Origin of the sequence: Glaciecola nitratireducens FR1064 (genome assembly GCF_000226565.1) — a bacterium.
GTDB classification, from domain to species: domain Bacteria; phylum Pseudomonadota; class Gammaproteobacteria; order Enterobacterales; family Alteromonadaceae; genus Glaciecola; species Glaciecola nitratireducens.
This window is the reverse complement of sequence record NC_016041.1, coordinates 2,348,320-2,374,456: the sequence shown is the minus strand read 5'-3', so window position 1 is coordinate 2,374,456 and position 26,137 is coordinate 2,348,320. Positions and strand designations below refer to the sequence as shown.

Sequence of the window (26,137 nt, the reverse complement as noted above, 5' to 3'; positions counted from 1 at the left end):
AATCTATAATTTGACTCATTGACCCTAGGATTACTCTGTTTTGATTACACAAGTAAAAGTACAAGATCTCACCGTCGATAATAATGCGCCATTTGTTCTTTTTGGTGGCATGAATGTTTTAGAATCACGTGATTTAGCTATGCAAATTGCTGAAAAATATAAGGAAGTAACTACTAAGTTAGGTATTCCATATGTGTTTAAGGCATCATTTGATAAAGCAAACAGAAGCTCTGTAAATTCGTATCGTGGACCTGGCTTAGAAGAAGGCTTGAGAATTTTTGAAGAAATCAAAAGTCAGTTTCATGTACCGATTATTACTGATGTCCATGAGCCTTTTCAGGCGGCGCCAGTAGCTGAAGTGGTCGATGTTATCCAGCTTCCTGCATTTTTAGCCCGCCAAACCGATCTCGTAGTGGCAATGGCAAAAACCAACGCGGTAATTAATGTTAAAAAACCGCAATTTTTAGCCCCACACGAAATGCGCCACATTATTACTAAGTTTGCAGAAGCGGGAAATGAAAAAATTCTGCTGTGCGAGCGAGGGTCCTGCTACGGATACAATAACCTGATTGTTGATATGTTGGGTATGGACGAAATGAAAACCATGGCGCCCGTGATTTTTGATGCCACGCACGCATTGCAGCAACCTGGGGGTCGCAGTGACTCTGCGGGAGGCCGCAGGCAGCAAGCCGCTGAGCTTGCGCGCAGTGGCATGGCGCTTGGCATTGCTGGTTTGTTCATTGAATCTCACCCTAACCCTGATGAAGCTAAATGTGACGGCCCGTGTGCATTGCCTCTTGATAAGTTGGAAGGCTACTTGTCACAAATGAAAGCGGTTGATGATTTGGTAAAAAGTTTTGCGCCGCTGAATATTTTATAGCGTCGTCATATTGTTTGGACGCCATACTATAGCTACGCTATATTGCAGCAACACGACAACAGAGCGAAGCAGCCGCTCGCTCTATGCGATGGTAAGGAAGCAAACTATGCTTGAAACAAGCGCTCCATTTACATTTTTCTTCGCGTTTCTATAAGCACATGGTTAAAAGCGAAGTCGTTAAAAACGAAGCTGTCATTCTGCTGCACGGCTTAGCTAGAAATGCGTCTTCCATGCATAAGCTTGAAAAAGCGCTAGTTAAGCAAGGCTATGAAGTTGTTAATGTCGATTACCCTTCAACGAAACATGATATTGAATCGTTGGCAGAGTGGAGTATCGGAAACGCCATACAAACAGTGCAGCGTCAAAATACCATTCATTTTGTAACACATTCCATGGGCGGCATTTTGGTTCGTCAATTTTTGCGTAAGCATGATATGCAAAATCTTGGCAGGGTAGTCATGTTGGGTCCACCAAATTCTGGCAGTGAAGTCGTGGATATTCTACAAAATTTACCTGGTTTTAAAACCGTTAATGGCCCGGCTGGTCTGCAGTTATCAGCAACCAAGAATAGCTTGCCGAATCAATTGGGACCGGCACATTTTGAAGTCGGTATTATTGCTGGATCACGCAGTATTAATTTGGTGTTATCCACAATGCTACCTGAACCCAATGACGGCAAAGTATCGGTGCAAAGTTCAAAGCTTGAGGGGATGACAGACCACGTTGTTATGCCAGTGACGCATACATTTATGATGCGCAATACTGCTGTCATTGAGCAAGTTATTGCGTTTTTACAAAAGGGGGCCTTTGACAAAGTCGAAGATTAGATCCTTTGTTTAAGCCGCACTTATGCAAAACAGGACTTATGCAAGACAGCACTTTTTGTATTTCTTGCCGCTGCCACACGGACAAGGATCGTTTCTAGTCGGTGTGATTTGTCCGCTTTTCTCTTTTGTAAGGCCGCTGGTATAATACCAATTACCATCCTGTTTTATGAAACTAGAAAGTTCATGCATGGCAAAAAAATCGCCGTCAATGCTATAAGTAGCGACAAACTCAACTGTTCCGACGTCATCACTTTCTGTCGTATCTAACACCTCAAGCCGCAACCATTTAGTGCTTTCTGAATTCTCACGTAGCGCCTGCAGACTTAGGTTCTTTTGTTGAACAGGAGCATAAGTTGTTAAAAGATAATCATAGTTTTTGACTACGTACGCAGAGTACCGAGACCGCATCAGTTGCTCGGGACGCTGGGCATTCTTATTTCTTATTATGGGTTCACAGCATTCTGAAAATTGGCGATTGCTGCCGCAGTGGCAATTCATGTATATCTCAATAACAAACGTTTGTGCCTGCAAGATACTCAAATTGATTGATTTGTTCTAGCAAAAGTTAAACTTGTATATTTGATGGTGTAGTATTTTTACAATAAACTCTGAACACCTTGATAGTTGGTCACTTGATTTGACCAAATCTTGAGTTTAATCGGTTGATCTCATCTGATGAGTTACGATGTCACCCTCAAATAACCCTATTCCTATATAAAAACTGTTTAAATTCCTTTAAAATGCGCGACTCAGATTTACATGCATGCATGATTTCATTTAATAATGATTAAATTTTGATTGTAATCTAACAACATTGCATTCAATCAAACTCGTTATTTTATTTTACAGTTAACAAGCATTAGGAATTTTAATGACTACTGATACATCCAAGATTATTTACACCATTACCGATGAAGCGCCGGCTTTAGCCACGCAATCACTTTTGCCGATCATTAAGGCATTTACTGCCTCTTCTGGTATTGATGTTGAAACTCGTGATATTTCTTTAGCAGGCAGAATCATTGCAAATTTCCCCGATTATTTAACTGAAGAACAACGAATTGGTGATGATCTTGCAGAGCTTGGTGAACTTGCTAAGACCCCTGAAGCTAACATCATCAAATTACCTAATATCAGTGCTTCAATACCGCAGCTTCAAGCCGCGTTAAAAGAACTGCGTGCCAAAGGTTATGCTTTACCAAATTATCCAGAAGAAGCAAAAACTGAAGAAGAAAAAATAATAAAGGCAACCTACGCAAAAGTATTAGGTTCTTCGGTAAATCCTGTTTTACGTGAAGGTAACTCTGACCGCCGGGCACCTGCTTCAGTAAAACAGTATGCTCGCATCAATCCACATTCAATGGGAGCGTGGGCGCCTGATTCGAAGTCTCACGTTTCGCATATGCAATCGGGAGATTTTTACGGAAGTGAGAAATCAACAACTGTTTCTGGCGCACAAGATGTGCGCATTGAATTTATCGACGCGAGCGGCACCGTTACGACACTTAAAGAAAAGGTCTCGTTATTAGACAAAGAAGTCATTGATGCATCAGTGATGAGCAAGAATGCCTTAGTTAGCTTTTTCGATAAAGAGATTGAAGCAGCGAAAGAACAAGACGTTTTGCTTTCACTGCATATGAAGGCAACCATGATGAAAGTGTCGGACCCAGTTATATTTGGGCACGCTGTTGAAGTGTTTTATAAAGACGTATTTGCTAAACACGGTGATACTTTTGCAAAGCTTGGCGTCGATGTTAAAAACGGCTTAGGTGATGTTTACGATAAAATATCGTCATTGCCGGCAGATGAAAAAGCTGAGATAGAAGCTGACATTCAAGCTGTCTATGGTACGCGTCCTGATATGGCAATGGTTGACTCTGACCGTGGCATCACAAACTTGCACGTTCCAAGCGATGTTATTATCGACGCATCAATGCCTGCTGCAATCCGTGCGTCAGGTCAAATGTGGGGACCAGATGGTAAGCAAAAAGATACCAAATTCATGATCCCAGACCGCAACTATGCGGGTGTTTTCGATTCGGTCATTGAGTTTTGCAAAAAGCACGGTGCATTTGATCCGACTACGATGGGTTCTGTGCCTAACGTTGGTTTGATGGCGCAGAAGGCGGAAGAATATGGTTCACATGACAAAACATTTATATTGTCTGAGGCTGGCACCGTCCGTGTGGTTAATACTGCCGGTGACGTATTACTTACTCACGAAGTAGAAAATGGCGACATTTGGAGAATGTGTCAGGCCAAAGATGCGCCAATACAAGATTGGGTCAAATTGGCGGTTACTCGTGCTAGAGCGACCAATACTCCTGCTATTTTTTGGTTGGATGAAGATCGTGCACACGATGCGCAAATGATTAAAAAAGTAAATATGTATCTAAAAGATCACGACACGTCAGGGCTAGATATACAAATTATGAGCCCTGTAGAGGCAACTGAGTTTACGTTGCAGCGTTGTGCAAAGGGCGAGGACACCATATCGGTCACAGGTAACGTGCTGCGCGATTACTTAACCGATTTGTTCCCTATTTTAGAATTAGGCACTAGCGCGAAAATGTTGTCTATTGTTCCTTTGATGAATGGTGGCGGTCTGTTCGAAACAGGAGCGGGTGGTTCAGCACCTAAACATGTGCAGCAGTTCGAAAAAGAAAACCATTTGCGATGGGATTCGCTGGGTGAGTTTTTAGCATTAGCGGCGTCTTTGGAACATTTAAGCGTGACAAGCGATAAGCCAAAAGCAAAAGTATTGGCGGATACCTTGGACCGAGCAACAGCGAAGTTCTTACAAGAAAATAAGTCTCCATCACGAAAAGTAAATGAATTAGATAACCGTGGTTCGCACTTTTACTTAGCAATGTATTGGGCGCAAGAACTTGCGGCTCAAACGGGAGATGCAGGTCTACAAGCTCAATTTAAGCCGGTAGCTGAAGCAATGACTGCGCAAGAAGCGACTATTGTTAACGAATTGAATGGTGCTCAAGGCGTTGCTGTTGACTTAAATGGCTACTACTTTGCCGATGATAATTTAGCAGCTGAAGCGATGCGCCCAAGTGCGACATTGAACGAACTCTTAGCATCAGTATAAAGATAGAGGTGTTTGCCTGCATTAAGACAAACACTTTTTATGTAACGCCGAATGTAATTAGTTTAATAAGCTAGTGAAAAATCAGCAAAGATAACCCCCGAATATTAGCAATAATGTTGGGGGTTTTTATATTTTAGGGCGTTACTAATCCAATAATACCCAATAACCGACGTTCAATAGTTCAGCGACAACTGCGATAAATTCGGGCTTATTAATGAGGTCCTCGGTTAACTCAATGCCTACCGTTACCTCTCTGCTGTTGAGCAAAGTCTCGAAATCGTTTCTTAGACTCTTAGCCACAGCAAATAGGTTGCCATCAATAAAAAATACAAATTTATCAGAAACCTGATGCTCTGCATAAATCGGCTTAACGCCAGTCATTCTGCATAGTGAAACACCTTGTGATAATGCTTCAAACGTTTCTTCGATTGTATAGTCTGCTTTTAAAGCTTCGTCGCTTGGCAGGCTTTGACGACTGAGCAATTGAAGAAGTGCATTTTCTGCTTGTTCAGAGTTAATAAGTTGAATGAGATGTTGTTTTACTTTTGTTATTTCAGCTAAATCGATCGCTGCGCTTTTGCTATTTTCTGCTCTGAGCGTGATTAATTCTGGATCGGTATAGCGTGCTGATGTGGCTGGGTTGATGCTATTTTCATCAACTAAACCGCTCAATATTTCGAGCGAAGTAGGTGCCCTAAAACCAATACTATAATTTAAGCAATCAGAGAGTGCGACGCCATTATGTGGATGTTTTGGCGGAATATAAACAACATCGCCAGGTAGTAGTATCTCGTCAATAATAGGTGAAAAGCCGTCAATTTGTTTTAGCAAAGGGTGAGGGACTGACTCCGTGTAATTGCCAGGTAAACCCACTTGCCAACGTCTTGAACCTTTGCCCTGTATAATAAATACGTCATATTCATCGGAGTGTGGGCCAACACCTGCACCTTCGTTAGAAAAGCTAATCATGACATCATCAAGACGCCAATTAGGAATAAAACTGACGAGTTGAGTTAACTCGTCAATGTCATCAATGTAGCGATCTACACCTTGGACCAGCAAAGACCAAGCGCCAGTGCAAATTTCGTCAAATGTATCAAAGGGTCCTTGATAAGCACTCCATTGACCATTAATACAGGAAACAACGCGGCTATCTATTTCATCTTCTTGGGCCAAACCCGCTAATTCGTGCTCGTCTATTGGATCGGTGAACGAATCAATAAAACCTCTAATTATGCAGGGTTTTTTTTGCCAATATTCATTTAGGAAGTGAGCTTGGTCAAAATCAGTAATAATCATTTTTTACCTAATAATTTATACACGGTAACTTGCCCCAAACCCTTCAATTGCTTAGTAGCGCCAGGACAAAATTCATAATGCTGCATACTATACAGCATCGTTTGTTGACAGACTTGAATTTCTCTATTGGCTGCTGTTGATTCTAGTCGAGAGGCTAGATTCATGGTATTGCCCCAAACATCAAACGCAGGTCGTGAGTGGCCAATAATTCCCGAAATGGCGTTACCTGAAGCGATGCCAATTTTAATTCCGATATCAATACCGGCTTCTATTTCAAACTCTTTGCTTATAGCTAGCGCAAATTCACAGCAATGTTGACTTGTTTCATAAGCGCTCAATCGGGCCGTATCCAGACCTGCTGCTGCGATGTATTGGTCACCATTAGTTTTGATTTTAGTTATATTGTGTTGTTCTGCAATTGTATCGAATACCGTATATATGCGGTGCAAAAACATCACTAAATTTTTATCTGAAGTTTGCCGACTGAAGGGGGTGAACTGAGTGAAATCAATAAATATAATACTCGTGAAGGCGTGCTCGTTAATGCAAGTACTGAGTTCCTGTTGCTGGGCTGACATTAGATATTCTGAGATATGCTGAGGTATCACCTTTTTTAATAGTTGACTGGTCTTTCGCTCAGTCGCACGAATTTTTTGCCAACTGCTATCCATCTGCCAACGTATCCATGTGGCAAGCATGAAGCACGATATTGCCAAAGCAAAGCCATTTACATTTATCAGGCTAGTTTGCCATGCTTCTTTATGTACAGAAAAAACAAATCCGGTTTGAAAATAAATGAACAGCCCACAGAATGTGCACAGAGTTATCCACATCTGTTTTGTTTCATGTTGATGAAAAAAGTAGAGGGAGGCGAACATCCCTAACAAAAAGTAAAACTGAATATTGAGGTTTATTTTCCACAACAAAATAGCGGTAAAGAGGTAGCTAATGAAGGTCAATATCAGCAGCCATCTGGCTAATTCAAAGAAACCCAGTTTGGTTAAGAAAAAGGCCGATGAGAAAAAGCCAATATGAATGAGCATATTGATCACATGCATATAGATATCAGGAATATTTGAAAACCAGACCAACTTTAACGATTGTAAGAACAGCACGATGCATAAACAAAGGCAAACGCCGGCAAGTATCTCTGCACGGGTGCTTTTTTTGGTGAGGAGAGTAAGAGGTGCTGACTGTGAGCGCTCGTAATAACGCTTGAGACTTGCAAGTACCTTAAGCATGACACACATCCTTGTGAGTCTTTAATTTGGTATTTAGTTTTTCAGAATGTTAGTTGTCAAGCAACTGATCGACAAGCCTGATCGCGTCACCGATGTAGTTTTCCGGAGACAATTTTTTCAAATCAATTTTAACTTCTTCAGGTAAGTCGAGCTTATCTATGAATTCAGCCATGACAGTAGCATTCACCTTCTTACCGCGCGTTAAATCTTTGAGCTTCTCATAGGGTTTTTCAATACCATAGCGACGCATGACGGTTTGAATTGGTTCGGCGAGCAACTCCCAATTATTATCGAGTTCAGCACGCAAACTTGCTTCGTTAACCTGCAGTTTGCTGATCCCTTTTAATGTAGCTTGGTAGGCAATAACCGCATAGCCTAGACCAACACCTAGGTTTCTCAAAACGGTTGAGTCTGTTAGATCTCTCTGCCAGCGACTTACAGGTAATTTACTCGCTAAGTGACCTAGGATGGCATTTGAAATACCTAAATTACCTTCGGAATTCTCAAAGTCGATAGGATTTACTTTGTGTGGCATTGTTGAAGAACCAATTTCACCTGCTATCGTTCTCTGTTTGAAATGACCCAACGCGATATAGCCCCAAATATCTCGGTTAAAATCAATCAATATCGTATTGAAACGACTTATCGCGTCATATAATTCGGCAATATAATCATGCGGCTCAATTTGTGTCGTAAATGGATTCCAAGTAATCCCTAGTCCGTCTACGAATTCGTTTGCGAAAGCATGCCAATCAGTATTTGGATATGCGCTTAAGTGAGCATTGTAGTTACCTACGGCACCATTGATTTTACCCAACAGTTCAACGTTTATGATTTGTGCCCTTTGACGCTTCAAGCGCATTGCCACGTTAGCCATTTCTTTGCCCATAGTAGTGGGAGAGGCGGGCTGTCCATGAGTTCTGGCCATCATTGGAATACTTTTATATTCCTTAGCCAAACGCGTTAATTCTGAAATAAGTTGATCACAATAGGGCAATAATACGTCATCGCGTCCGCCTTTGAGCATGAGTGCATGCGACAGGTTGTTGATATCTTCTGACGTGCAGGCGAAGTGGATAAACTCATTAATTGCCTGTAGCTCTGCATTATCAGCTACTTTTTCCTTTAAAAAATATTCTACTGCTTTGACATCGTGATTTGTGGTTGCCTCAATATCTTTTATGCGTTGAGCGTCAGTTTCACTGAAATCATCAACAATATTATTAAGCAGGGTGTTTGCTGCGCTACTAAAAGCAGGAACTTCAGAGATGTCTTTGTGCTTTGCGAGTGCTTGTAGCCACCGAACTTCAACAACAACGCGCTGCTTAATTAAACCGTATTCGCTGAAGTACTCTCGTAGTTCCTTGGTTTTACTTCCGTAGCGGCCATCCACAGGGGAAAGAGCGGTAAGTGCGGATAGGTTCATTGTGTGTCCTTAATAAATATAAATTATGAGTAAAATATGTATTTCAAAATTGAATGGCTCAGCATCTCCAGCATGACTGCTTCATGAGATAACTCTCACAGCTTGTTTTGCCGCTTTTAAAATCTGACTTTTGTTGAATAATATGTGTCTTCGTTTACCGCCCATTTGACGCCACAGCACAGCAGAACGAACGCCAGCCAGCAAAAGTGCACGCACTTTGTGTTGATTAGTGGGTGAACTGAGGTGCTGCTGATTTCCAGCGATTTGAATTTTGGGAGCAAGAGGACTTACTACGTCTGTGTAGACGCTAGCGAGTGATGACATTATTTGACCATTCTCAAAATCGACGTGACCCAATTGTCGCTGCACGTGTGATATCCGTTCGCCTAAATCGCTCAATGCTGAGGGGTGTTTGCTGAGCTTTCGCTCCAAACTCAATATAGATGCCACATAGCGCGTTATTTCAGCGTCTTTGTGTCTGCTTTCATTGTCTAGTTGTGCTACCAGTATTGAAAATCCGACTGACAGATTTGATAGTGAGCCATATACCTGCTGGGGATTGTCAGGTGTGGTGACTAAAATACTTGAGATACTCGCCTCAATTGCCTGTGTGTCGGCGCTACCTTTTCGCGCAATACTTTGCACTAAGGCTGCTGCTTGGCAGACTCCCGCTAAGGCTATGTGGCGCTCTATATCAGGGCTAATCATTTATTTATTACCCTTCTGCATTGACTGCATTTATTGGAAATGTTTTTACTTCGTTATCAACTAAATAAGCTTCAATGATACCGCCCCCTAAGCAAATGTCACCGGCATAGAAAACCGCTGACTGACCAGGCGTCACTGCCTTCTGAGGCTCATCAAAAATGACTTTTACATTGCCGTCTTTATCAGGAGTAACAGTGCAGGGGATATCGCTTTGTCGATAACGCGTTTTTACCATCATTTTTGTTGTTTCAGTGGGCCCAATTCTGTCAACCCAATGAAGTTGATTGGCAATCAAACCTTCGGAGTACAGTTTTGGATGGTCTGCACCTTGGCCAACAACTAAGACATTGCGAGCTACATCTTTATCAACAACATACCAAGGCTCTTCGCCATGCTCTTTTTTACCGCCAATTAGCAAGCCTTTACGTTGCCCTAAGGTGTGATACATAAGACCATCATGATGACCTATTTCCTCGCCCTCAGCGGTTTCGATGATACCGGGTTTAGCGGGTAAGTATTGGCCAAGGAAGTCTTTGAATTTACGTTCTCCGATGAAGCAAATGCCGGTGCTGTCTTTTTTATTATGTGTTACAAGGCCTTGCTGTTCTGCAATCTCGCGTACTCTCGGTTTTTCTATATCACCAACAGGGAACAGTGTCTTTGCAATGTGTTCATGGCTTAGCGTGTATAAAAAGTAGCTTTGGTCTTTGTTACTGTCATGGCCACGCACCATTTTCCATTTACCGTCTTCGAAGCGGCGCTGTACATAGTGACCTGTAGCAATATAGTCAGCCCCTAAGTCTTCTGCAGCAAATTCTAAAAAGGCTTTAAATTTAATTTCTTTGTTGCACATGATATCGGGATTTGGGGTTCTACCTGCTTTGTATTCTTCGAGGAAATATTCAAAAACGTTATCCCAATATTCTGCCGCAAAATTAATTTGATGAAGATAAATACCAAGTTTGTCTGCGACCGCCTGTGCGTCAGCTAAGTCTACTGCTGCCGCGCAATATTCGTCATTATCATCTTCTTCCCAGTTCTTCATAAATAAGCCTTCAACTTGATAACCTTGCTGTTGAAGAAGATAAGCAGAAACGGACGAATCAACCCCGCCAGACATACCTACGATAACCTTTTTCTCAGAGTTTGTTTTTGATGAACTGGAAGTATTATTGTCAGTCAACGAACTGCTACCTTTTTTGTGATGCGTATTGCTAGTGTTTTCGGGCGCACATAATAGCAATTTTTGACGTATGTTTATAGTTTCTCGTAGTGCAAAATTGACTAAATTATATCGCCTTTACCTTAAGCTAGTTCTACATATTCGCCATTCGCAATATTGTCTAAGGTCCAATTACCAATTCGGTATCTAATTAACCGTAGTGTTGGAAACCCGATGTGCGCCGTCATGCGACGAACTTGTCTATTTCTGCCTTCAGTAATCGTTATACTCAGCCAAGTGGTTGGGATATTTGCTCTAAATCTTACTGGCGGCGTTCTTTCCCAAACATCAGGCACTTCCATTTTCTCCACTTTAGCGGTGAGAGTAGGACCATCGTTGAGAACCACACCATTGCGGAGTTTATCCAAATCGCTAGAGGAGGGGGCGCCCTCTACCTGAACCCAATAGGTTTTGCTGGTTTTGTTTTTTGGTGAAGAGATTGTATTCGCAAGTTTACCGTCGTTGGTTAGCACCAATAGTCCCTCACTGTCACGGTCGAGACGACCAGCAGCGTATATATTTGGGATAGGAATAAAGTCTTTGAGGGTTTTCCGGCCATCTTGGTCGGTAAATTGGGTTAGCACCATATACGGTTTATTAAAAAGCACCGTTTTTGTCGGCTCGGAAGGCTTATTATTTTGTTTTTTTCGGCGGTGATTAAAATACGTTAAATGCGAGTTTTTCACGAAAGTAGACAGCCTGAATTTTATTTTCAGTGTTTATTGTAAATAATTATGCCACGAAGTTGCTGTTATCGTAAGTTTCTTTTTACGTTTTGATACGACTTGCATAAACTGCTAAGCCCAAAATGGCAGATAAACAGCTGAGGACTTGCCGCATAAAATAGTTTCGTGTGATTAAAATAGCCTTAGATTTTTTACCAACTGCACCTTTTGGTGTTGATGAAGAGCGCTCTTTTACAGGCACAAAAAAGCAGGATAAAACCCTGCTTTTTATGTTTGTTTATATGCTTATCTTAAATTATCGTTATCTTTCAGGCTCTTCGCCATTCAAACCGATATTTTCTGCATGTAAACCTTTTGGACCTTGTTGGACTTCATAAGTCACTTCTTGGCCCGCTTTGAGAGAACGATATCCATCCATTTTAATTGTCGAATAATGCGCAAAAATATCTTCGCCGCCGTCTTCTGGTACGATGAATCCGAATCCCTTAGCATTGTTAAACCATTTAACTTTGCCGACTGCCATACAACTACTTCCTTTTCTTGATCCTTGAAATACCGCTAATTTGCCCCCACAATAAGGAAGACATCGGGGTGTGACTCACAACAAAAGCATCACATTCTAAAACTGTAGGTTTTTTGACCAGCAATTGTCAAGTAGAAAATACACATTTTGACGTTTTGTTAAAAAAACTGTTCTTGTTCTCATTTTTGACACTATTATAGTAGCTATGACAAAAGAAAATATTAGTATTGACGGCGAAAAGCAAATTGATACCGTTAAAAAGAAAGTTGAGCCGCCACCCATGTATAAGGTGATGCTTAATAACGATGACTATACGCCTATGGATTTCGTGATCGAGGTGCTTGTAACCTTCTTCAAAATCGACTCTGAAAAAGCAAATCAGCTAATGCTTACCGTGCATTATCAAGGTAGGGCGGTTTGTGGCATATATACTGCAGAGATTGCAGAGACCAAAGTGATGCAAGTGAACCAATATTCACGAAAAAATCAACATCCATTGATGTGCACAATGGAACCGGCGCAATAGTAAGGGGAAGAAATGTTAAATAAAGATTTAGAACAAACATTGAATGAAGCCTTTGTCTTCGCGCGTCAGCACCGTCATGAGTTTATGACAGTGGAGCACTTGTTACTTATGTTGCTCGATAACTCTGCCGCCCAAGAAGCATTAAAAGCCTGTGGTGCAAGTATTGAAGCTTTGCGCACAGAGCTGACTGATTTCGTCAACGAAACGACACCGCTGATGTCTGAACAGCAAAGCACAGAGCGAGAAACACAACCAACGCTCGGCTTCCAACGTGTCTTGCAGCGAGCGGTATTTCACGTGCAATCCTCCGGTAAAGGGGAAGTAACTGGAGCGAACGTACTGGTTGCTATTTTCAGTGAACAAGAATCACAGGCCGTTTATATTCTCAAAAAAGCGGATGTAACTCGTTTGGATGTCGTCAATTATATCTCACATGGCGTAAGCAAATCGGATGAGGAATCAGGAGCGCCAGAAGAAGTTCAGGAAGAAGGCGTCGAGAGCGAAGAAAATCAATCTATGCTCTCAAAATACGCCAGCAACCTAAACATTGCCGCAAAAGAGGGCAAGATTGATCCGCTTATTGGCCGTGATCAAGAGTTAGAAAGAAGTATTCAGATTTTATGCCGCCGACGTAAAAATAATCCGTTATTGGTAGGCGAGGCTGGCGTTGGTAAAACTGCCATTGCTGAAGGTTTAGCATATAGAATCGTGCAAGAGGACGTGCCTGATGTTATTGCATCTTCTACCGTTTATTCGCTAGATTTGGGTGGTTTATTAGCGGGTACAAAATATCGCGGCGATTTTGAAAAACGATTAAAAGGTATTTTAAAAGAGCTAAGCGCTGATCCGGACGCGATCTTATTCATTGATGAAATTCACACGATCATAGGTGCAGGCGCTGCTTCTGGCGGTGTTATGGATGCGTCTAATTTATTGAAACCGAAATTGAGCAGTGGTGAGCTACGCTGCATTGGCTCAACAACGTATCAAGAGTATCAGGGGATTTTTGAAAAAGACCGAGCGCTTGCTCGTCGTTTCCAGAAAGTAGATGTTGTTGAACCGAGTGTACACGATACGACAAAGATACTGATGGGATTGAAGTCACGTTATGAAGAACATCATAGCGTGCGTTTTACGCAAAAAGCACTGGCGGCCGCTGCCGAACTATCAGCAAAATATATTAATGAGCGCTTTTTACCAGACAAAGCCATCGATGTGATGGATGAAGCAGGTGCAAGCCAGCGCTTGTTGCCAGCGTCTAAACGTAAAAAGACCATAAACGTTGCTGACATTGAGCAGATCATCGCGAAAATAGCGCGTATACCTGAGAAGTCCGTATCGACTTCTGACAAGCATGTACTGAAGAACCTTGGTCGCAATCTTAAAATGGTCGTTTTCGGTCAGGACCAAGCCATTGACACGCTTTCAGATGCAATACAGCTGTCGCGTTCAGGTTTAGGCAACGAGTCGAAGCCGATTGGTAACTTTTTATTCGCGGGGCCAACAGGCGTCGGTAAAACAGAAGTTACGCAACAGCTTGCTAAAATCATGGGTGTTGAATTAGCTCGTTTCGACATGTCAGAGTATATGGAGCGTCACGCAGTATCTCGACTCATCGGTGCTCCTCCTGGTTACGTAGGTTATGATCAGGGTGGTTTGTTAACCGACGCTGTGATTAAAAATCCATACTGTGTTGTATTGCTTGATGAGATGGAGAAAGCCCACTCTGATATTTACAACATATTATTACAAGTGATGGATCACGGTACGTTGACTGACAATAATGGTCGCAAAGTTGATTTTAGAAATGTTGTGCTGGTAATGACAACCAATGCTGGTGTACAGCAAACGGTTCGTCAGTCGATTGGCTTTAAAGAACAAGACCACAGTCATGATGCGATGTCTGAAATTAATAAGACATTCTCACCCGAGTTTAGAAACCGACTCGATGGTATCGTTTGGTTCAATCATTTGGATGAGCAAGTTATATTGCAGGTAGTTGATAAGTTTATTATCGAATTACAAGCACAGCTTGATCAGAAGGGTGTGTCATTAGAGGTGTCAGACAGCGCACGTGATTGGTTAGCTAAGAAAGGCTACGACAAATCAATGGGCGCAAGACCGATGGCTCGTATTATTCAAGAGAAGCTTAAAAAGGATCTTGCCGCTGAGTTACTGTTTGGCAAACTGAGTAATGGTGGTGAAGTGAAAGTTGACCTTAAAGATGACAAGTTAACGTTTGCATATGTACCTGTAACCAAAGCGAAGACAGAAGCTTAGGTAAAGTCCAGTAATCGAAAGACATTAAAAAACCGCCGAAAGGCGGTTTTTTTTGAAACTTTTTTGCTTGTTTTCTAGTTGACTATTGTCATTACAAGCTAGCATCGTTTGAGTCCTATCGCAGCGAAACTGTTTAGCGCGATGGTCTCGGTTGGATTATTAACGCGCTCTATAGATGATACGGCCTTTACTTAGGTCGTAAGGAGTCATCTCAACGGTAACTTTGTCACCTGTTAATATACGAATGTAGTTCTTACGCATCTTTCCAGAAATATGCGCGGTTACTACGTGACCATTTTCCAATTCAACTCGGAACATGGTGTTTGGAAGTGTATCTTGTACAGTCCCTTCCATTTCAATACAATCTTCTTTTGCCATCTAAAGCAACAACCTCAATTTGTTAGTCAATAATTTTGCCGCGCAGAAAATAACTCAAATGTACCGCTATGTAAAGGTATTCATGTGTTTTTTACAGATAAATGCCACTTATTGTCAAAGAAACGCTCGTGTGGGTAAAAGTTTTGTTTGTAATTCATTTTTTTACACGCATCAACTTGGTAACCTAAATAAACATAAGGTAAATTTTCGTCTGCGGTCAATTTGATTTGCTGTAAAATGAAAAAGATGCCAAGCGAGCGTTTGCTCATGCTGGGTTCAAAAAAAGTATACAGCGCAGAATAGCCTTGTTTGAGTTTGTCAGTTACCGCTACTCCGATGAGTTCGCCGTTTAAATGTGCCTCAATAAACGTGGGACTTTGCCATTCGCAATTTACAAAGCCATAGTATTGCTGTTGCGATGCAGGGTACATCGTACCATCAGAATGTACCTCGTTGACGTACTTTTCATAGAGAATGTAATATTCAGGCTTGTTTTCATTACTTATTTTTATCTGCAGATCTTTGTTTTTAGATAGCACGCGTTTTTGGCTTTTGCTGATGGTAAAAGCTCTTGCCAGCACGCGGATTGACTGGCATTCGCTGCAGTGCAAGCACTGAGGTCGATATATTTGTTCACCACTGCGTCTGAAACCAGATTCAGTCAGGTCTGAAAAGATCTTACGCAGAACCGTCGGAGGCTCGACGCAAACAAGTAATTGTTCTTGTCTTTCCGGTAAATAATTACAATCAAACTGTTGCGTAATACCAAATTTCAAATCAGCTTCCTCAGCGATTGTGGACGCCAAGCTTCAGGATCTACATTAAGGTCTTTGTATTTTTTTAGGCGTTTCAGAAAAGTTTCTCGTGAAATGCTTTCACAGCCTAGCGTTGCTAGATGTGCGGTCTCCATTTGGCAATCAATAAATCCCATATCAAATTTCTTCATATGCTTAACCAGCGCGTATAAGGCAACTTTGGAGGCATCTGTTTTTAAGTGAAACATCGACTCACCACAGAATACGCCGCCAACTGCAACACCATACAAACCACCGACTAATGTTTCTTTATGCCAAACCTCAACTGAATGTGCATGTCCCGCTTCATGTAATTTAACATAAGCATTGAACATCTCTTCTGTGATCCAAGTTTGCGTGCTTGTTTCCCCAACGTGGCCTAGTCCAGACACTTTTCTTGGTATCTTAGAACATTGATTAATGACACCCAAAAAATTGTTATTCAGAGTAACGTGATATTCGGCTTTTTTTAATGATTTTAGCAGGGTCTTGGAAGCATGGAACTTGTCTAACTCGAGAATTCCTCTTGGATCAGGCGACCACCAGAGATAGGGGTCTTCCTCTCCAAACCAAGGGAATATGCCTGAGTGATAAGCGTTCACTAATCGATCGGTCGACAGATCACCGCCAAAAGCGAGCAGGCCGTTCGGTTCATCTAATGCTAAATCAACGGCGGGAAAACGATTTGAATGGTCAAGTTTAAATAGTTCAATCATGCGCAACCCCAGACAGGATTGCCGCACAATTTATTTGCGACGAAACTTATTTGTAAAGAAGCGCTACTGAGCATCCAAGAACTTTTCAGCATCGAGCGCCGCCATGCAGCCTGTTCCTGCTGATGTAATTGCTTGTCTATAGACATGATCGCTTACATCGCCAGCAGCGAAAACGCCTTCAACGCTGGTTTGTGTTGCGTTGCCGTCTAAACCGCTTTTTACTTTGATATAACCATCTTTCATGTCTAATTGACCGTCAAAAATGCTGGTATTAGGTGAATGTCCAATTGCAATAAACACACCCATTACATCGACTTTAGAGATATCGCTTGTTTGTGTATCTTTGATGTTGATACCGGTTACACCCATGTTGTCGCCAAGCACTTCATCAAGTTCTTTATTTAAATGCAATACAACGTTGCCGTTTTTAGCTTTCTCCATCAAACGGTCGGCCAATATTTTTTCACTACGGAAGCTTTCTCTGCGATGTATGACATGCACTTCTGATGCGATGTTAGATAAGTAGAGTGCTTCTTCAACTGCGGTATTACCACCACCAACAACGGCTACTTTTTGATTTCTGTAGAAGAAGCCATCGCAGGTTGCGCAGGCGGAGACACCTTTACCCATAAATGCAGTTTCAGATTCTAAGCCTAGATATTTAGCCGATGCACCGGTTGAAATAATTAAGGCATCACATGTGTAGGTGCCTTGGTCGCCGATAAGTGTGAATGGACGTTTGCTTAAATCCGTTTTATTGATATGGTCGAATATGATTTCTGTATCAAACTTTTCTGCATGCTTCTGCATACGCACCATTAGATCTGGACCTGTTAGGCCTTCAGGATCACCTGGCCAGTTTTCTACTTCGGTAGTGGTCGTCAATTGACCGCCTTGTTGAATGCCAGTTAACAATACTGGATTTAAATTTGCTCTCGCTGCGTACACTGCGGCTGAATAGCCTGCGGGTCCAGACCCTAGTATAAGTAAGGGTACGTGTCTGGTTTGTGACATGTAAATCTCCAAAAACTGCTTGTTAGTATAAGACCAATATTGGGACGGTTATTTTCAATTCAACGTTGATCTTTGCGTATATGCGACGCAGTATAAACTTGTTCGTGGTAACGCTCCATGCTTAATGACTATTACTGCAAATGTTTTGGCATTATGGTTTTACAATATTCAAGAAATATTGTTTCTTTTTTGTGCTAATATCCAAAAGAGTTAGGAATTAGCTTTGAATCGGTGAAGAGAATGACGAATCAACTACCACATGTAATTCAACAAGGCCAAAGCTACATGGACGCTTGGCCAATGCAAAAGCAGCTGTATGGATTGTTTCCTGAATGTAGAATCATTGCAGCAACTAAATTTGGTTTCAAAGTAATGCCAGCATTGGCAGTGTTGACTGTTGCAGTGCAGCTACACTTTATGGGGACGTCACAGCTACCTCATGCACTCACGTTAGGTATCTTCTTCTTAAGCTTGCCGGTTCAGGGTCTTATTTGGTTAGGCTTTCGGTCTCAAAAAATACTTCCGCCAGCAATAAAAGCTTGGTACCAGGACATTTACCTGAAAATGCAGCAGCAAGGCTGCGCATTAGAGCAGCCAAAATCGCAACCTCGATTTCATGAGTTGGCGCTGCTGTTGCGCACTGCGTTTTCTGAATTAGACAAAGCGTTTACCAAGCATTTGTTTTAAGTAGGAAAAAGACGACTGGTGTGAATCGAGAATTGACAAGCAGCTTATTTTTCAAGGTAAGCAAATAAGCTGATTAACAGGGCGTTAACACGGCTTTGCACTTCTGGCATCGGTACCGTTGAGTACCTCTCATCACTTTATTGTGGCGCACTACGCTAAGCATAATCAGATTATTGCATTCACATTGGTAGGCAAAATCCTGCATACCAACATTACTAACATCAAATTTATGAGTTACGTGCGCATCTAACTGAAAAAGTGAGCGCATCAAACTCTGCCATTCGGCTCCGTGCGGCTTTACTCTTCCAAATTGCTGATAGCAGATGATGTGCGCTACTTCGTGCGGAATGACCTGTTGTAAAAAATCGTCAAAATTTTGAATAAATAACTTTCTATTTAACTTTATTAGATTTTTTTGTAGATGGGCACTGCCGGCAATTTTACCGCGTTGATGTAAATTAACTGTCGGAATGGAGAAAGACACTGAGAAATAATCTTCAGCGAGCTTACAGCTTTGTTCAATAGCTGCCGCAGCAGCGTTGAGAAGGGATGTATCATTCATGACTGCATTTTACGTTATGCAAAAAAAAATGGACAGTCGAAACTGTCCATTTTTGTGTTTAGTTGTCCAATGCAGTATCAGCATAACAACTGCGTTATCAATGCATGATAACTGACCTTAGTCTACCTGGCATTCAATGCACATGGCATAGGTAGCAAGAGGGTCATTTAGTTGCGAAAACTGCTTAAGGTCGGCGTCAACCTTAGACAAGATTTCTTGAAAAGCGCTTGTTTTGGGTTCAATGTCTAAACCTGAAAATACATTAGCCGTTCCCTGCAAAAAGTTTTGCCAAAATAGTTCTTTGTCAGACAGTGTTCTAACAATGTACTTCGTTTCGTAGTCTTCGAGTTCAGCAAGCGCAGCGGCCGATTTAACGGCGTCATCTAAACTACCTAATTTATCAACCAGACCCAACTCTAGCGCTTGCGTCCCAATCCAAACTCGACCTTGAGCAATCTCATCAACGGATTCTGCCGTCATGCTGCGTTCCGTAGCGACAAGGTTAATAAAGCGCTCATAACCACGTTCGATATTCATTTGGATTATTTGCTTTATCCCAGGTGAAAGTCCGCGGGTAGGGCTCATACCTGCCAATTCAGTTGTCCCTACACCGTCGGTTCTCACGCCAACATATTCCAGCGTCCGCTCGAACGTTGTCATCATACCGAATATACCAATAGAGCCTGTTATAGTACTTGGCTCAGCAAAAATTTCATCGGCACTGGCGGATATCCAATAGCCACCGGACGCTGCATACGTTGCCATTGATGCAACAACAGGTTTTCCAGCGGCTTTAATGAGGTCTATTTCCTTGCGAATAACTTCAGAGGCGAAGGCACTGCCGCCACCAGAGTCAACCTGCAGTACAACGGCTTTCACATTGTCGTCTAAGCGCGCTTCTCGAAGTAACTGAGCAGTGCTATCACCACCAATCGTACCCGGTTTTTGAGTACCATCTAAAATGGTGCCTTTTGCAATTACAATCGCGACTTTTTGTTTGTTTGATTCAGGTAAAGGAATTTTTGGTGTAATTAGGCTGAGGTAATTTTCATACTTAACCGTGTTATAGCCCATTTTGTTATCGGCCTCACCCAACAATGTAACCATTTCCTCACGGAAATCATTGCGTGATCGTAAACCATCAATCCAACCGTTTTGTAACGCGTATTGTGCAAAGTCGCCGTTTACGGATTCAAATTTTGGAATTAACTGTTCCATTTTTTCGTCAAAGTTGCTCAACTCCATCTTTCTCGCTGAAGTAACATCTGATTTATACTGTGACCATAGTTCGTTCATCCACGCTTCATTAGCAAGCCTTGCTTCAGGTGACATATCGTCGCGCAGGTAAGGCTCAACAGCTGATTTGAACTTGCCGACTTTAAAGACGTGTACTGAAGCACGCAATTTCTCCAAGCCTTCTTTGTAATACATTCTGTAACGACCGTAACCCTCAATGATCATGGCACCCATTGGGTTCAGATATACATTGTCGGCGTGAGCGGCTAAGTAATATTGATTCTGACCGTAGTAATCACCCATAGCGTAGATGGGTTTGCCAGATTCTTTAAAGTCTGTCAGTGCTTCAGCGACCAAGCGCATCTTGTCCAAACCACCGCCGCCAAGCCCGTCCAGTTGCAAGACTATTGCTTTGATGCGCTTGTCTTCTTTAGCATTATTGATGACTTTAACTAAGTCTCTCACCAATATTTCAGGGTTGTCTGTGCCTTGCCCAAATGCTTCGGCTGCAAATTTTTCGGCTGGGTCGACATATTGTTTTTCAATTACCAAGTTGCCGCTAAGGTTGAGCACAAGTGCACTGCTGTTGGGTACAATGGCCTTTTCAACACCTGAATTGCTTATTCCTACGAGGACAGCAATAAGTATGATGAAGAAGATGATGTTTAACACGAACTTTCTAGTAAAGTTGATCACGTTCCAAGAACCGATGAAAAACGACTTAGTCCAACTCTTTTTTTCTGACATTTTAATAATTTACCTTTTAATTTCCTTCACTTTCGATGATATCGAATTGATGTGAAAAACGAAAATGTTTAAATGTAATTGTTTGTTACGGTTTCTGCCGATGCTCATTTAGCCAAGCTTGAATCAATTGAGCAATTGCCTTATGTTCATTACTTGCGAATGTCATCAACAGATCGCTTTGACGTTTTTGTATATGTGGCGCCTTTGCATGTTTACGCATAATGTTTTGCAAGGGCCTAGATTTTTTTTGCACCGGTGTGGTTTCCTGCTTTGTTTTTAGTTGCTGCTAGTTGCTACGTTTTCCGTTACTGCACTTCCTGTCGCCGCATTATTGCTCCGCAAGGTGTTCGTTGTTTTAAATACATGTGTGCAATACAATACAATAGAATACTCAATAACACAGTATGCAAACTGCCTAGGTTAGTTTGCAGAACAATACTTTTAGCTGTCTAGGTAGCCCCAGACTGTTTAATAATTCTGTTTATCGTTTTTTGGAGGTGAATGTGCAAGCGTTAGATCTTTTACTAAATCGAAGTTCTCAACCGCGATTGACTGAGCCGGCACCTGAGGGTGTTGTGCTTGAAAATATAATGCAAGCTGCTTTACGTGCACCGGACCATCGTTGCTTAACCCCATGGAAGTTTGTTGTTTGTAAAGGAAAAGGGCTTGTAAAGCTGGGTGAAATATTTGAGCAAGCAGCCATAAACTCTGGGCTTGAACAAACTATTGTGGATCGAGCGGTGCAACTTCCGCTACGAGCGCCTATGGTTATTGTCGCTATTTGTAAATATAAAGAGAATGATAAAGTTCCTTGGGTAGAGCAAGTCGCCTCAACTGCATGCGCCGTTCATAGTATGCAAATGGCCGCTTTAGTACAGGGGTTTCAAGGCGTTTGGCGCACTGGGAACTATGCACAAGATAAAGTGGTGAAAGACGCGTTTGGCTGTTTTGATCACGATGAAATTCTAGGCTTCCTGTATGTCGGCAGCAGTAAGCTAAAAACAATGCCAAAACCGCAGCGCCTGAGCGCTGAGTATTTTGATGTTTGGGAATGACACTAGGTGTTGTTAAAACGTAGATAAAGACCGTTGCGGCTGCAACGGTCTTTATTAGGTTCTTAGTTTTGCTTCTTTGAAAGTTGTTATTTACTGCTCACGTTAAAGTGACCGATTACTGCAGTCGAGACGTGCGCCGCAAAAGCTGCATATTACGCTTCTATCTTAAATGTTAGCCCAGCATTGTCCGTTAAACGTTTGATTAATTTATTTCCCAATGCAGGTGCCGGCGTGTAGAAGCCTCCTGCAATAGTTTCATAATTCTCAACTAAACAAAGAGCACTTTCTGCAATCATCTTAGACGTAGAGCCGTAGCCCGGATCGAGTTTGCCAGATACGCTTGAAATTCTTGTCTTTCCCTTTTTGTCTTCACCAACGAACATGAGAGCGTAGAAACCGTTGTCGCGTTCTTCTTTAGTGGGCCCTTCACCGGGTTTAGGACCATCGTCACCGCCAAGAGACTTATCATTTGCAACAGCGTTTGCCGTTGCTTCACCAGAAGCACCAGGTCCTGTTAGCAGCATTTCATCATACTTGAAATCTTGTCCATACTGGTGACCCAGCAACATGTTTGAGCGATGTATGTTGCGCGTGTTGATTGCCGCCATTATAAACGGAGCAACCCAACTGCCCAATGCGTCATCGAAATATGGCTTGTCGCCATTAGGTTGTTCAACCCCATCTGTAGCCAATGCAAGAGAGTACGGGTTTTTTAGCACCTTCATTACATTTGGATCTGAGAATGCAGCTTTCATTGTCGCTTTCAGACTTGCAGCAGTGCCGCCCGAGAATTTACCCTGCATCTTACGCACACGACCTTTGACATATTCAATGGGCGAGCCGGTTTCTGCGATGGCTGTTTGCTGCAAATGATAAACTCCGAGGTCAAAAGGAATAGAATCGAAACCGCATGAAAATATGATTTTAGCACCGCTGTTTTCTGCTTGCGTTTGATATTTGCCAATCATGTCATGCATCCAAGTCGGTTCACCACAAAGGTCAACGTAACCGGTTCCAGAAGAGGCGCAAGTTCTGACTAAATTTTCACCATATATTTGGTAAGGCCCGACGGTTGTTAGCACAACAGCAGTTTGTTTGACGAGTTTCGCAATGCTATCAACGTCGTTTCCATTGGCCTCAATTAGTGGAGTATCAGCAGGGGCATTTAACTCATCCCTTACTTCCGCTAACTTTTTTAGATTTCTGCCAGCCATTGCCCAACTAACGTTGCTGCCAGCAGCGTATTGACTAAGGAAGTATTCTACAACTAACTTGCCGGTAAAACCGGTAGCACCAAAAATGACAACATCATATTTCTTATTTGCGTTATTTAGCATTCGTTTCCCTGTATTAAAATAATATTGGCTTAGGGCATAACTATACGACCGAAGCTTTATCGGCAGTATTTTTTTAGATTATTTATGCCTATCACTCAAACTTCTTTTAAATAATGGTGACAATTTTACACGCGTTGGTAGCACCAACCGTCTCCATGCGATCGCCATAGGTAAGAATAACTTGATCACCATCTTGTAGCAGACCTGACTCTTTCAACGCCGCAATAACATCAGATGTCATTTCGCCTGGTAGGCACTTTGATGAATCGAAATATAATGGGATGACGCCACGGTAGAGTGCCATCATATTTAGTGTCGCAGTGTGTCTCGACATGGCAATAATGGGTAAGGATGTTGTTATCCTAGACATTAGTTTTGGTGTCGTTCCGCTCTCAGTTAGCCCGACAATAGCTTTTATTGTAGGTAAGTGATTAGCTGCATATACCGCAGACATTGCTGTCGTTTCACTGACATCCTTGAAAAATTCGTCTAATCGATGTTTAGATATTTTAACACTCGGGTGAGTTTCGGCACCTTCACAAACCCGAGACATTGCCTTGACCGTTTCAACTGGGTATTTACCCGCTGCGGTTTCTGCCGACAGCATTACTGCATCTGTGCCGTCCAACACGGCGTTGGCCACATCCATTACTTCTGCACGCGTTGGCATCGGACTTTCAATCATCGATTCCATCATTTGCGTCGCAGTAATAACAACACGATTTAACTGCCTAGAGCGAGCGATTAATTTCTTTTGCACGCCTGGAAGCTGTGCATCACCAATTTCAACGCCTAAGTCGCCGCGAGCCACCATGACAGCATCGGACGCCAATATGATATCGTCCATTGCTTCTTCGCTAGCGACGGTTTCTGCTCGCTCTACCTTTGCACAAATTTTTGCGTTCGAACCGGCAGCGACGGCTAGTTCGCGCGCATAGTTCAAGTCTGCACCTGAGCGAGGAAAAGAAACAGCGAGGTAGTCAACACCAATTTCCGCTGCGGTAAGAATGTCACGCTTATCTTTGTCTGTTAAGGCTTCAGCTGATAATCCGCCGCCTTGACGGTTAATGCCTTTATTATTTGATAATTTGCCACCAACGGTTACGGTAGTGATAACTTTTCTACCTTCAACTCTAACGACGATTAGCTGTATACGGCCGTCATCTAAGAGCAGTAAATCGCCTTCACTGACGTCGTCGGGAAGGGCTTTGTAATCAATACCGACTTCCTTGATATTGCCCGCGTTGACGTCTAATTCAGCGTCAAGTGTAAAAGTTTGGCCAACATCTAAAGTTACTGCACCATCGATAAATCGTGATACGCGTATTTTAGGTCCTTGTAAATCGCCCAGTATGGCAACGTATTTATTTAATTTTTTTGCTGCTGCACGCACTTTTTTAGCACGCTCGATGTGGTCTTGAGCATTTCCATGAGAGAAGTTCATCCTCACCACGTTTGCCCCTGCGGCTATAATAGCTTCTATGGTTTCTTGTGTGTCAGTAGCAGGGCCAAGTGTGGCTAATATTTTTGTTCTTCGCGACATATCTTTACTCAATTTATATTGTGGTTTCAGGTTGATATATTTTTATATCAGCAAACGATGACTGCTTTCATTAAACGCTGAGATTAAGTTTTCGTTACGTGTCTGCTTTTGTATATCGACTGCCTCTTAATGTGTCTTTCACTCTTTTTAAGTTTTCTCTAAATTTATTGCCTCGGCGCAAAGTAAAGCCAGTCGCTAAAACGTCAATCAATGTGAGTTGAGCGATACGAGACGCCATTGGCATGTATAAATCTGTGTCTTCTGGCACTGCTAAAGAAAGGACATAGTTACATTCTTTGCTGAGAGGGCTGTCGGCAGACGTAATACCAACAACAACAGCATCGTTAGAACGTGCGATTTGTGCAATTTCCACCAAGCTTTTGGTTCTGCCTGTGTGAGATATCAAAACGACAACGTCTTCCTCCGTGCAGTTCATGCAGCTCATGCGCTGCATCAACGTGTCTTCAAAATAGACGACTGGAACATTGAATCTGAAGAACTTATTGAGAGCGTCGTGAGCGACAGAAGAAGATGCGCCCATGCCGAAGAATGAAATCTTTTTAGCTTGCGTTAGAAGATCGACAACGCGGTTCACTGTTGGAATATCAATAGATTGCCGGGCAACTTCGAGCGCAGCCATTGTTGATTCAAAAATTTTATTTGTATATTCAGCTGGACCGTCGAATTCATCAACATGGCGATTAACATAAGGTGTGCCATTTGCGAGACTTTGGGCTAAGTGAAGTTTAAAATCAGGGTAACCTTTTGTATCTAATCGTCGACAGAATCTGTTGACTGTAGGCTCACTCACGTTCGACATTTTTGCCAATGTAGCGATTGAAGAATGGATAGCCACTTGCGGATTAGCAAGAATGACTTCCGCTACTTTCTTCTCTGATTTGCTAAAATCAACTTTTTGTCGTGTAATTTTTTCGAGTATGTTCATTTTTGTTGTCTCACTAAAGAGGCTTTAGATCGCTCTCTTCTTTGTTTATAGCGCGTTCCAAGTAAATCCGAGGATGATCTTAGTCGCTCACGAACAGCTAAACTGTAATAATACTACGATTATTTTTTGTGTTTGTCATTTTTGTTGTAACTTTTTAACCAAAATAATTAACATTTTACTATGGAATAAATTTTTGATGATGCTTAATTATGACCCAGTATCGTACTTTGTTCGAGATTGCAGACAGTGGGGTTTTCGTCGTTGTAACAGGCGCTAATAAACAATTGTATGATTTTTAAGGCTATCTATATCATCGGCGCTTAAAAAATAAATTGCCGTGTATAATTATTGTTAAAGAGTTTCGTATTTTGAACCGTACTGGTTGTAATATTACTACATTTGTT

General features: G+C 42.1%; 24 protein-coding genes. 7 read left to right on the top strand and 17 right to left on the bottom strand.

The window, feature by feature from the left end; translation table 11 throughout:
- Positions 1-40 precede the first annotated feature (40 nt).
- Together kdsA and GNIT_RS10170 are read left to right on the top strand one after the other, a co-directional pair.
- A complete protein-coding gene (gene kdsA / locus GNIT_RS10175) occupies positions 41-880 on the top strand; it encodes a 3-deoxy-8-phosphooctulonate synthase (protein WP_014109119.1) in 840 nt (279 codons plus the stop codon).
- Positions 881-990: 110 nt separating this feature from the next.
- Positions 991-1,707 (top strand): alpha/beta hydrolase, encoded by a 717-nt coding sequence (locus GNIT_RS10170; protein ID WP_014109118.1) that lies wholly within the window; start codon positions 991-993, stop codon positions 1,705-1,707.
- Between the two features lie 36 nt (positions 1,708-1,743).
- Here GNIT_RS10170 and GNIT_RS10165 read toward each other — a convergent pair whose 3' ends face one another.
- Positions 1,744-2,205, bottom strand: a complete 462-nt coding sequence (locus GNIT_RS10165; RefSeq protein ID WP_041246391.1) for a YchJ family protein — start codon at positions 2,203-2,205, stop codon at positions 1,744-1,746.
- Between the two features lie 373 nt (positions 2,206-2,578).
- Between GNIT_RS10165 and GNIT_RS10160 the strand changes: the two genes are divergently transcribed.
- Entirely contained in the window at positions 2,579-4,807 is a 2,229-nt protein-coding gene (locus GNIT_RS10160) for an NADP-dependent isocitrate dehydrogenase (protein WP_014109115.1), read from the top strand.
- Positions 4,808-4,951: 144 nt separating this feature from the next.
- Here GNIT_RS10160 and GNIT_RS10155 read toward each other — a convergent pair whose 3' ends face one another.
- The 7 genes from GNIT_RS10155 to cspD form a co-directional block, all read right to left on the bottom strand.
- Positions 4,952-6,106 carry a JmjC domain-containing protein gene (locus GNIT_RS10155; protein WP_014109114.1) on the bottom strand — a complete coding sequence of 385 codons (1,155 nt, stop codon included), beginning with the start codon at positions 6,104-6,106 and terminating at the stop codon, positions 4,952-4,954.
- Positions 6,103-7,347 carry an adenylate/guanylate cyclase domain-containing protein gene (locus GNIT_RS10150; protein WP_014109113.1) on the bottom strand — a complete coding sequence of 415 codons (1,245 nt, stop codon included), beginning with the start codon at positions 7,345-7,347 and terminating at the stop codon, positions 6,103-6,105. The genes GNIT_RS10155 and GNIT_RS10150 overlap by 4 nt, the downstream gene beginning before the upstream one ends.
- Before the next feature lie 49 nt (positions 7,348-7,396).
- Entirely contained in the window at positions 7,397-8,773 is a 1,377-nt protein-coding gene (gene purB, locus GNIT_RS10145; RefSeq protein WP_014109112.1) for an adenylosuccinate lyase, read from the bottom strand.
- 81 nt (positions 8,774-8,854) lie between these two features.
- The gene (gene hflD / locus GNIT_RS10140) at positions 8,855-9,481 is read right to left on the bottom strand and encodes a high frequency lysogenization protein HflD (RefSeq protein WP_014109111.1); all 627 of its coding nucleotides are present in this window, start codon (positions 9,479-9,481) and stop codon (positions 8,855-8,857) included.
- A 7-nt stretch (positions 9,482-9,488) separates the two neighbouring features.
- The gene (gene mnmA, locus GNIT_RS10135; protein WP_014109110.1) at positions 9,489-10,601 is read right to left on the bottom strand and encodes a tRNA 2-thiouridine(34) synthase MnmA; all 1,113 of its coding nucleotides are present in this window, start codon (positions 10,599-10,601) and stop codon (positions 9,489-9,491) included.
- Between the two features lie 185 nt (positions 10,602-10,786).
- The gene (locus GNIT_RS10130; protein ID WP_014109109.1) at positions 10,787-11,290 is read right to left on the bottom strand and encodes a pseudouridine synthase; all 504 of its coding nucleotides are present in this window, start codon (positions 11,288-11,290) and stop codon (positions 10,787-10,789) included.
- Between the two features lie 400 nt (positions 11,291-11,690).
- On the bottom strand, positions 11,691-11,912 hold the full coding sequence (gene cspD / locus GNIT_RS10125) for a cold shock domain-containing protein CspD (RefSeq protein WP_014109107.1): 222 nt from the start codon (positions 11,910-11,912) through the stop codon (positions 11,691-11,693).
- A gap of 205 nt (positions 11,913-12,117) precedes the next feature.
- On the opposite strand from cspD, the gene clpS reads away from it, so the two are divergent.
- On the top strand, positions 12,118-12,438 hold the full coding sequence (gene clpS / locus GNIT_RS10120; protein ID WP_014109106.1) for an ATP-dependent Clp protease adapter ClpS: 321 nt from the start codon (positions 12,118-12,120) through the stop codon (positions 12,436-12,438).
- A 12-nt stretch (positions 12,439-12,450) separates the two neighbouring features.
- Positions 12,451-14,718 carry an ATP-dependent Clp protease ATP-binding subunit ClpA gene (gene clpA, locus GNIT_RS10115; protein WP_014109105.1) on the top strand — a complete coding sequence of 756 codons (2,268 nt, stop codon included), beginning with the start codon at positions 12,451-12,453 and terminating at the stop codon, positions 14,716-14,718.
- A gap of 159 nt (positions 14,719-14,877) precedes the next feature.
- On the opposite strand, the gene infA is transcribed toward clpA, so the two are convergent.
- From infA to trxB, 4 genes are all read right to left on the bottom strand, one after another.
- A complete protein-coding gene (gene infA, locus GNIT_RS10110; RefSeq protein WP_006003271.1) occupies positions 14,878-15,096 on the bottom strand; it encodes a translation initiation factor IF-1 in 219 nt (72 codons plus the stop codon).
- A gap of 80 nt (positions 15,097-15,176) precedes the next feature.
- Positions 15,177-15,872: an arginyltransferase gene (locus GNIT_RS10105; RefSeq protein WP_014109104.1), complete on the bottom strand. Its 696-nt coding sequence runs from the start codon at positions 15,870-15,872 to the stop codon at positions 15,177-15,179.
- Positions 15,869-16,606: a leucyl/phenylalanyl-tRNA--protein transferase gene (gene aat, locus GNIT_RS10100; RefSeq protein ID WP_014109103.1), complete on the bottom strand. Its 738-nt coding sequence runs from the start codon at positions 16,604-16,606 to the stop codon at positions 15,869-15,871. The genes GNIT_RS10105 and aat overlap by 4 nt, the downstream gene beginning before the upstream one ends.
- Positions 16,607-16,669: 63 nt before the next feature.
- Positions 16,670-17,620: a thioredoxin-disulfide reductase gene (trxB, locus tag GNIT_RS10095; protein WP_014109102.1), complete on the bottom strand. Its 951-nt coding sequence runs from the start codon at positions 17,618-17,620 to the stop codon at positions 16,670-16,672.
- 240 nt (positions 17,621-17,860) lie between these two features.
- Between trxB and yfbV the strand changes: the two genes are divergently transcribed.
- A complete protein-coding gene (gene yfbV, locus GNIT_RS10090; protein ID WP_041246388.1) occupies positions 17,861-18,307 on the top strand; it encodes a terminus macrodomain insulation protein YfbV in 447 nt (148 codons plus the stop codon).
- 73 nt (positions 18,308-18,380) lie between these two features.
- Here the strand turns inward: yfbV and GNIT_RS10085 are convergent, their stop codons facing one another.
- Positions 18,381-18,869 (bottom strand): SprT family zinc-dependent metalloprotease, encoded by a 489-nt coding sequence (locus GNIT_RS10085; RefSeq protein ID WP_014109100.1) that lies wholly within the window; start codon positions 18,867-18,869, stop codon positions 18,381-18,383.
- A gap of 117 nt (positions 18,870-18,986) precedes the next feature.
- Entirely contained in the window at positions 18,987-20,852 is a 1,866-nt protein-coding gene (gene sppA / locus GNIT_RS10080) for a signal peptide peptidase SppA (protein ID WP_014109099.1), read from the bottom strand.
- 503 nt (positions 20,853-21,355) lie between these two features.
- Here sppA and GNIT_RS10075 point away from each other — a divergent pair.
- Positions 21,356-21,907, top strand: a complete 552-nt coding sequence (locus GNIT_RS10075) for an NAD(P)H nitroreductase (protein ID WP_041246387.1) — start codon at positions 21,356-21,358, stop codon at positions 21,905-21,907.
- 152 nt (positions 21,908-22,059) lie between these two features.
- On the opposite strand, the gene GNIT_RS10070 is transcribed toward GNIT_RS10075, so the two are convergent.
- The 3 genes from GNIT_RS10070 to GNIT_RS10060 all read right to left on the bottom strand — a co-directional run bounded on the left by GNIT_RS10070 (position 22,060) and on the right by GNIT_RS10060 (position 25,733).
- Entirely contained in the window at positions 22,060-23,244 is a 1,185-nt protein-coding gene (locus tag GNIT_RS10070) for a saccharopine dehydrogenase family protein (RefSeq protein ID WP_014109096.1), read from the bottom strand.
- A 106-nt stretch (positions 23,245-23,350) separates the two neighbouring features.
- Entirely contained in the window at positions 23,351-24,787 is a 1,437-nt protein-coding gene (gene pyk / locus GNIT_RS10065; protein ID WP_041246386.1) for a pyruvate kinase, read from the bottom strand.
- A 94-nt stretch (positions 24,788-24,881) separates the two neighbouring features.
- A complete protein-coding gene (locus GNIT_RS10060; RefSeq protein WP_014109094.1) occupies positions 24,882-25,733 on the bottom strand; it encodes a MurR/RpiR family transcriptional regulator in 852 nt (283 codons plus the stop codon).
- Between the last annotated feature and the right edge of the window lie 404 nt (positions 25,734-26,137).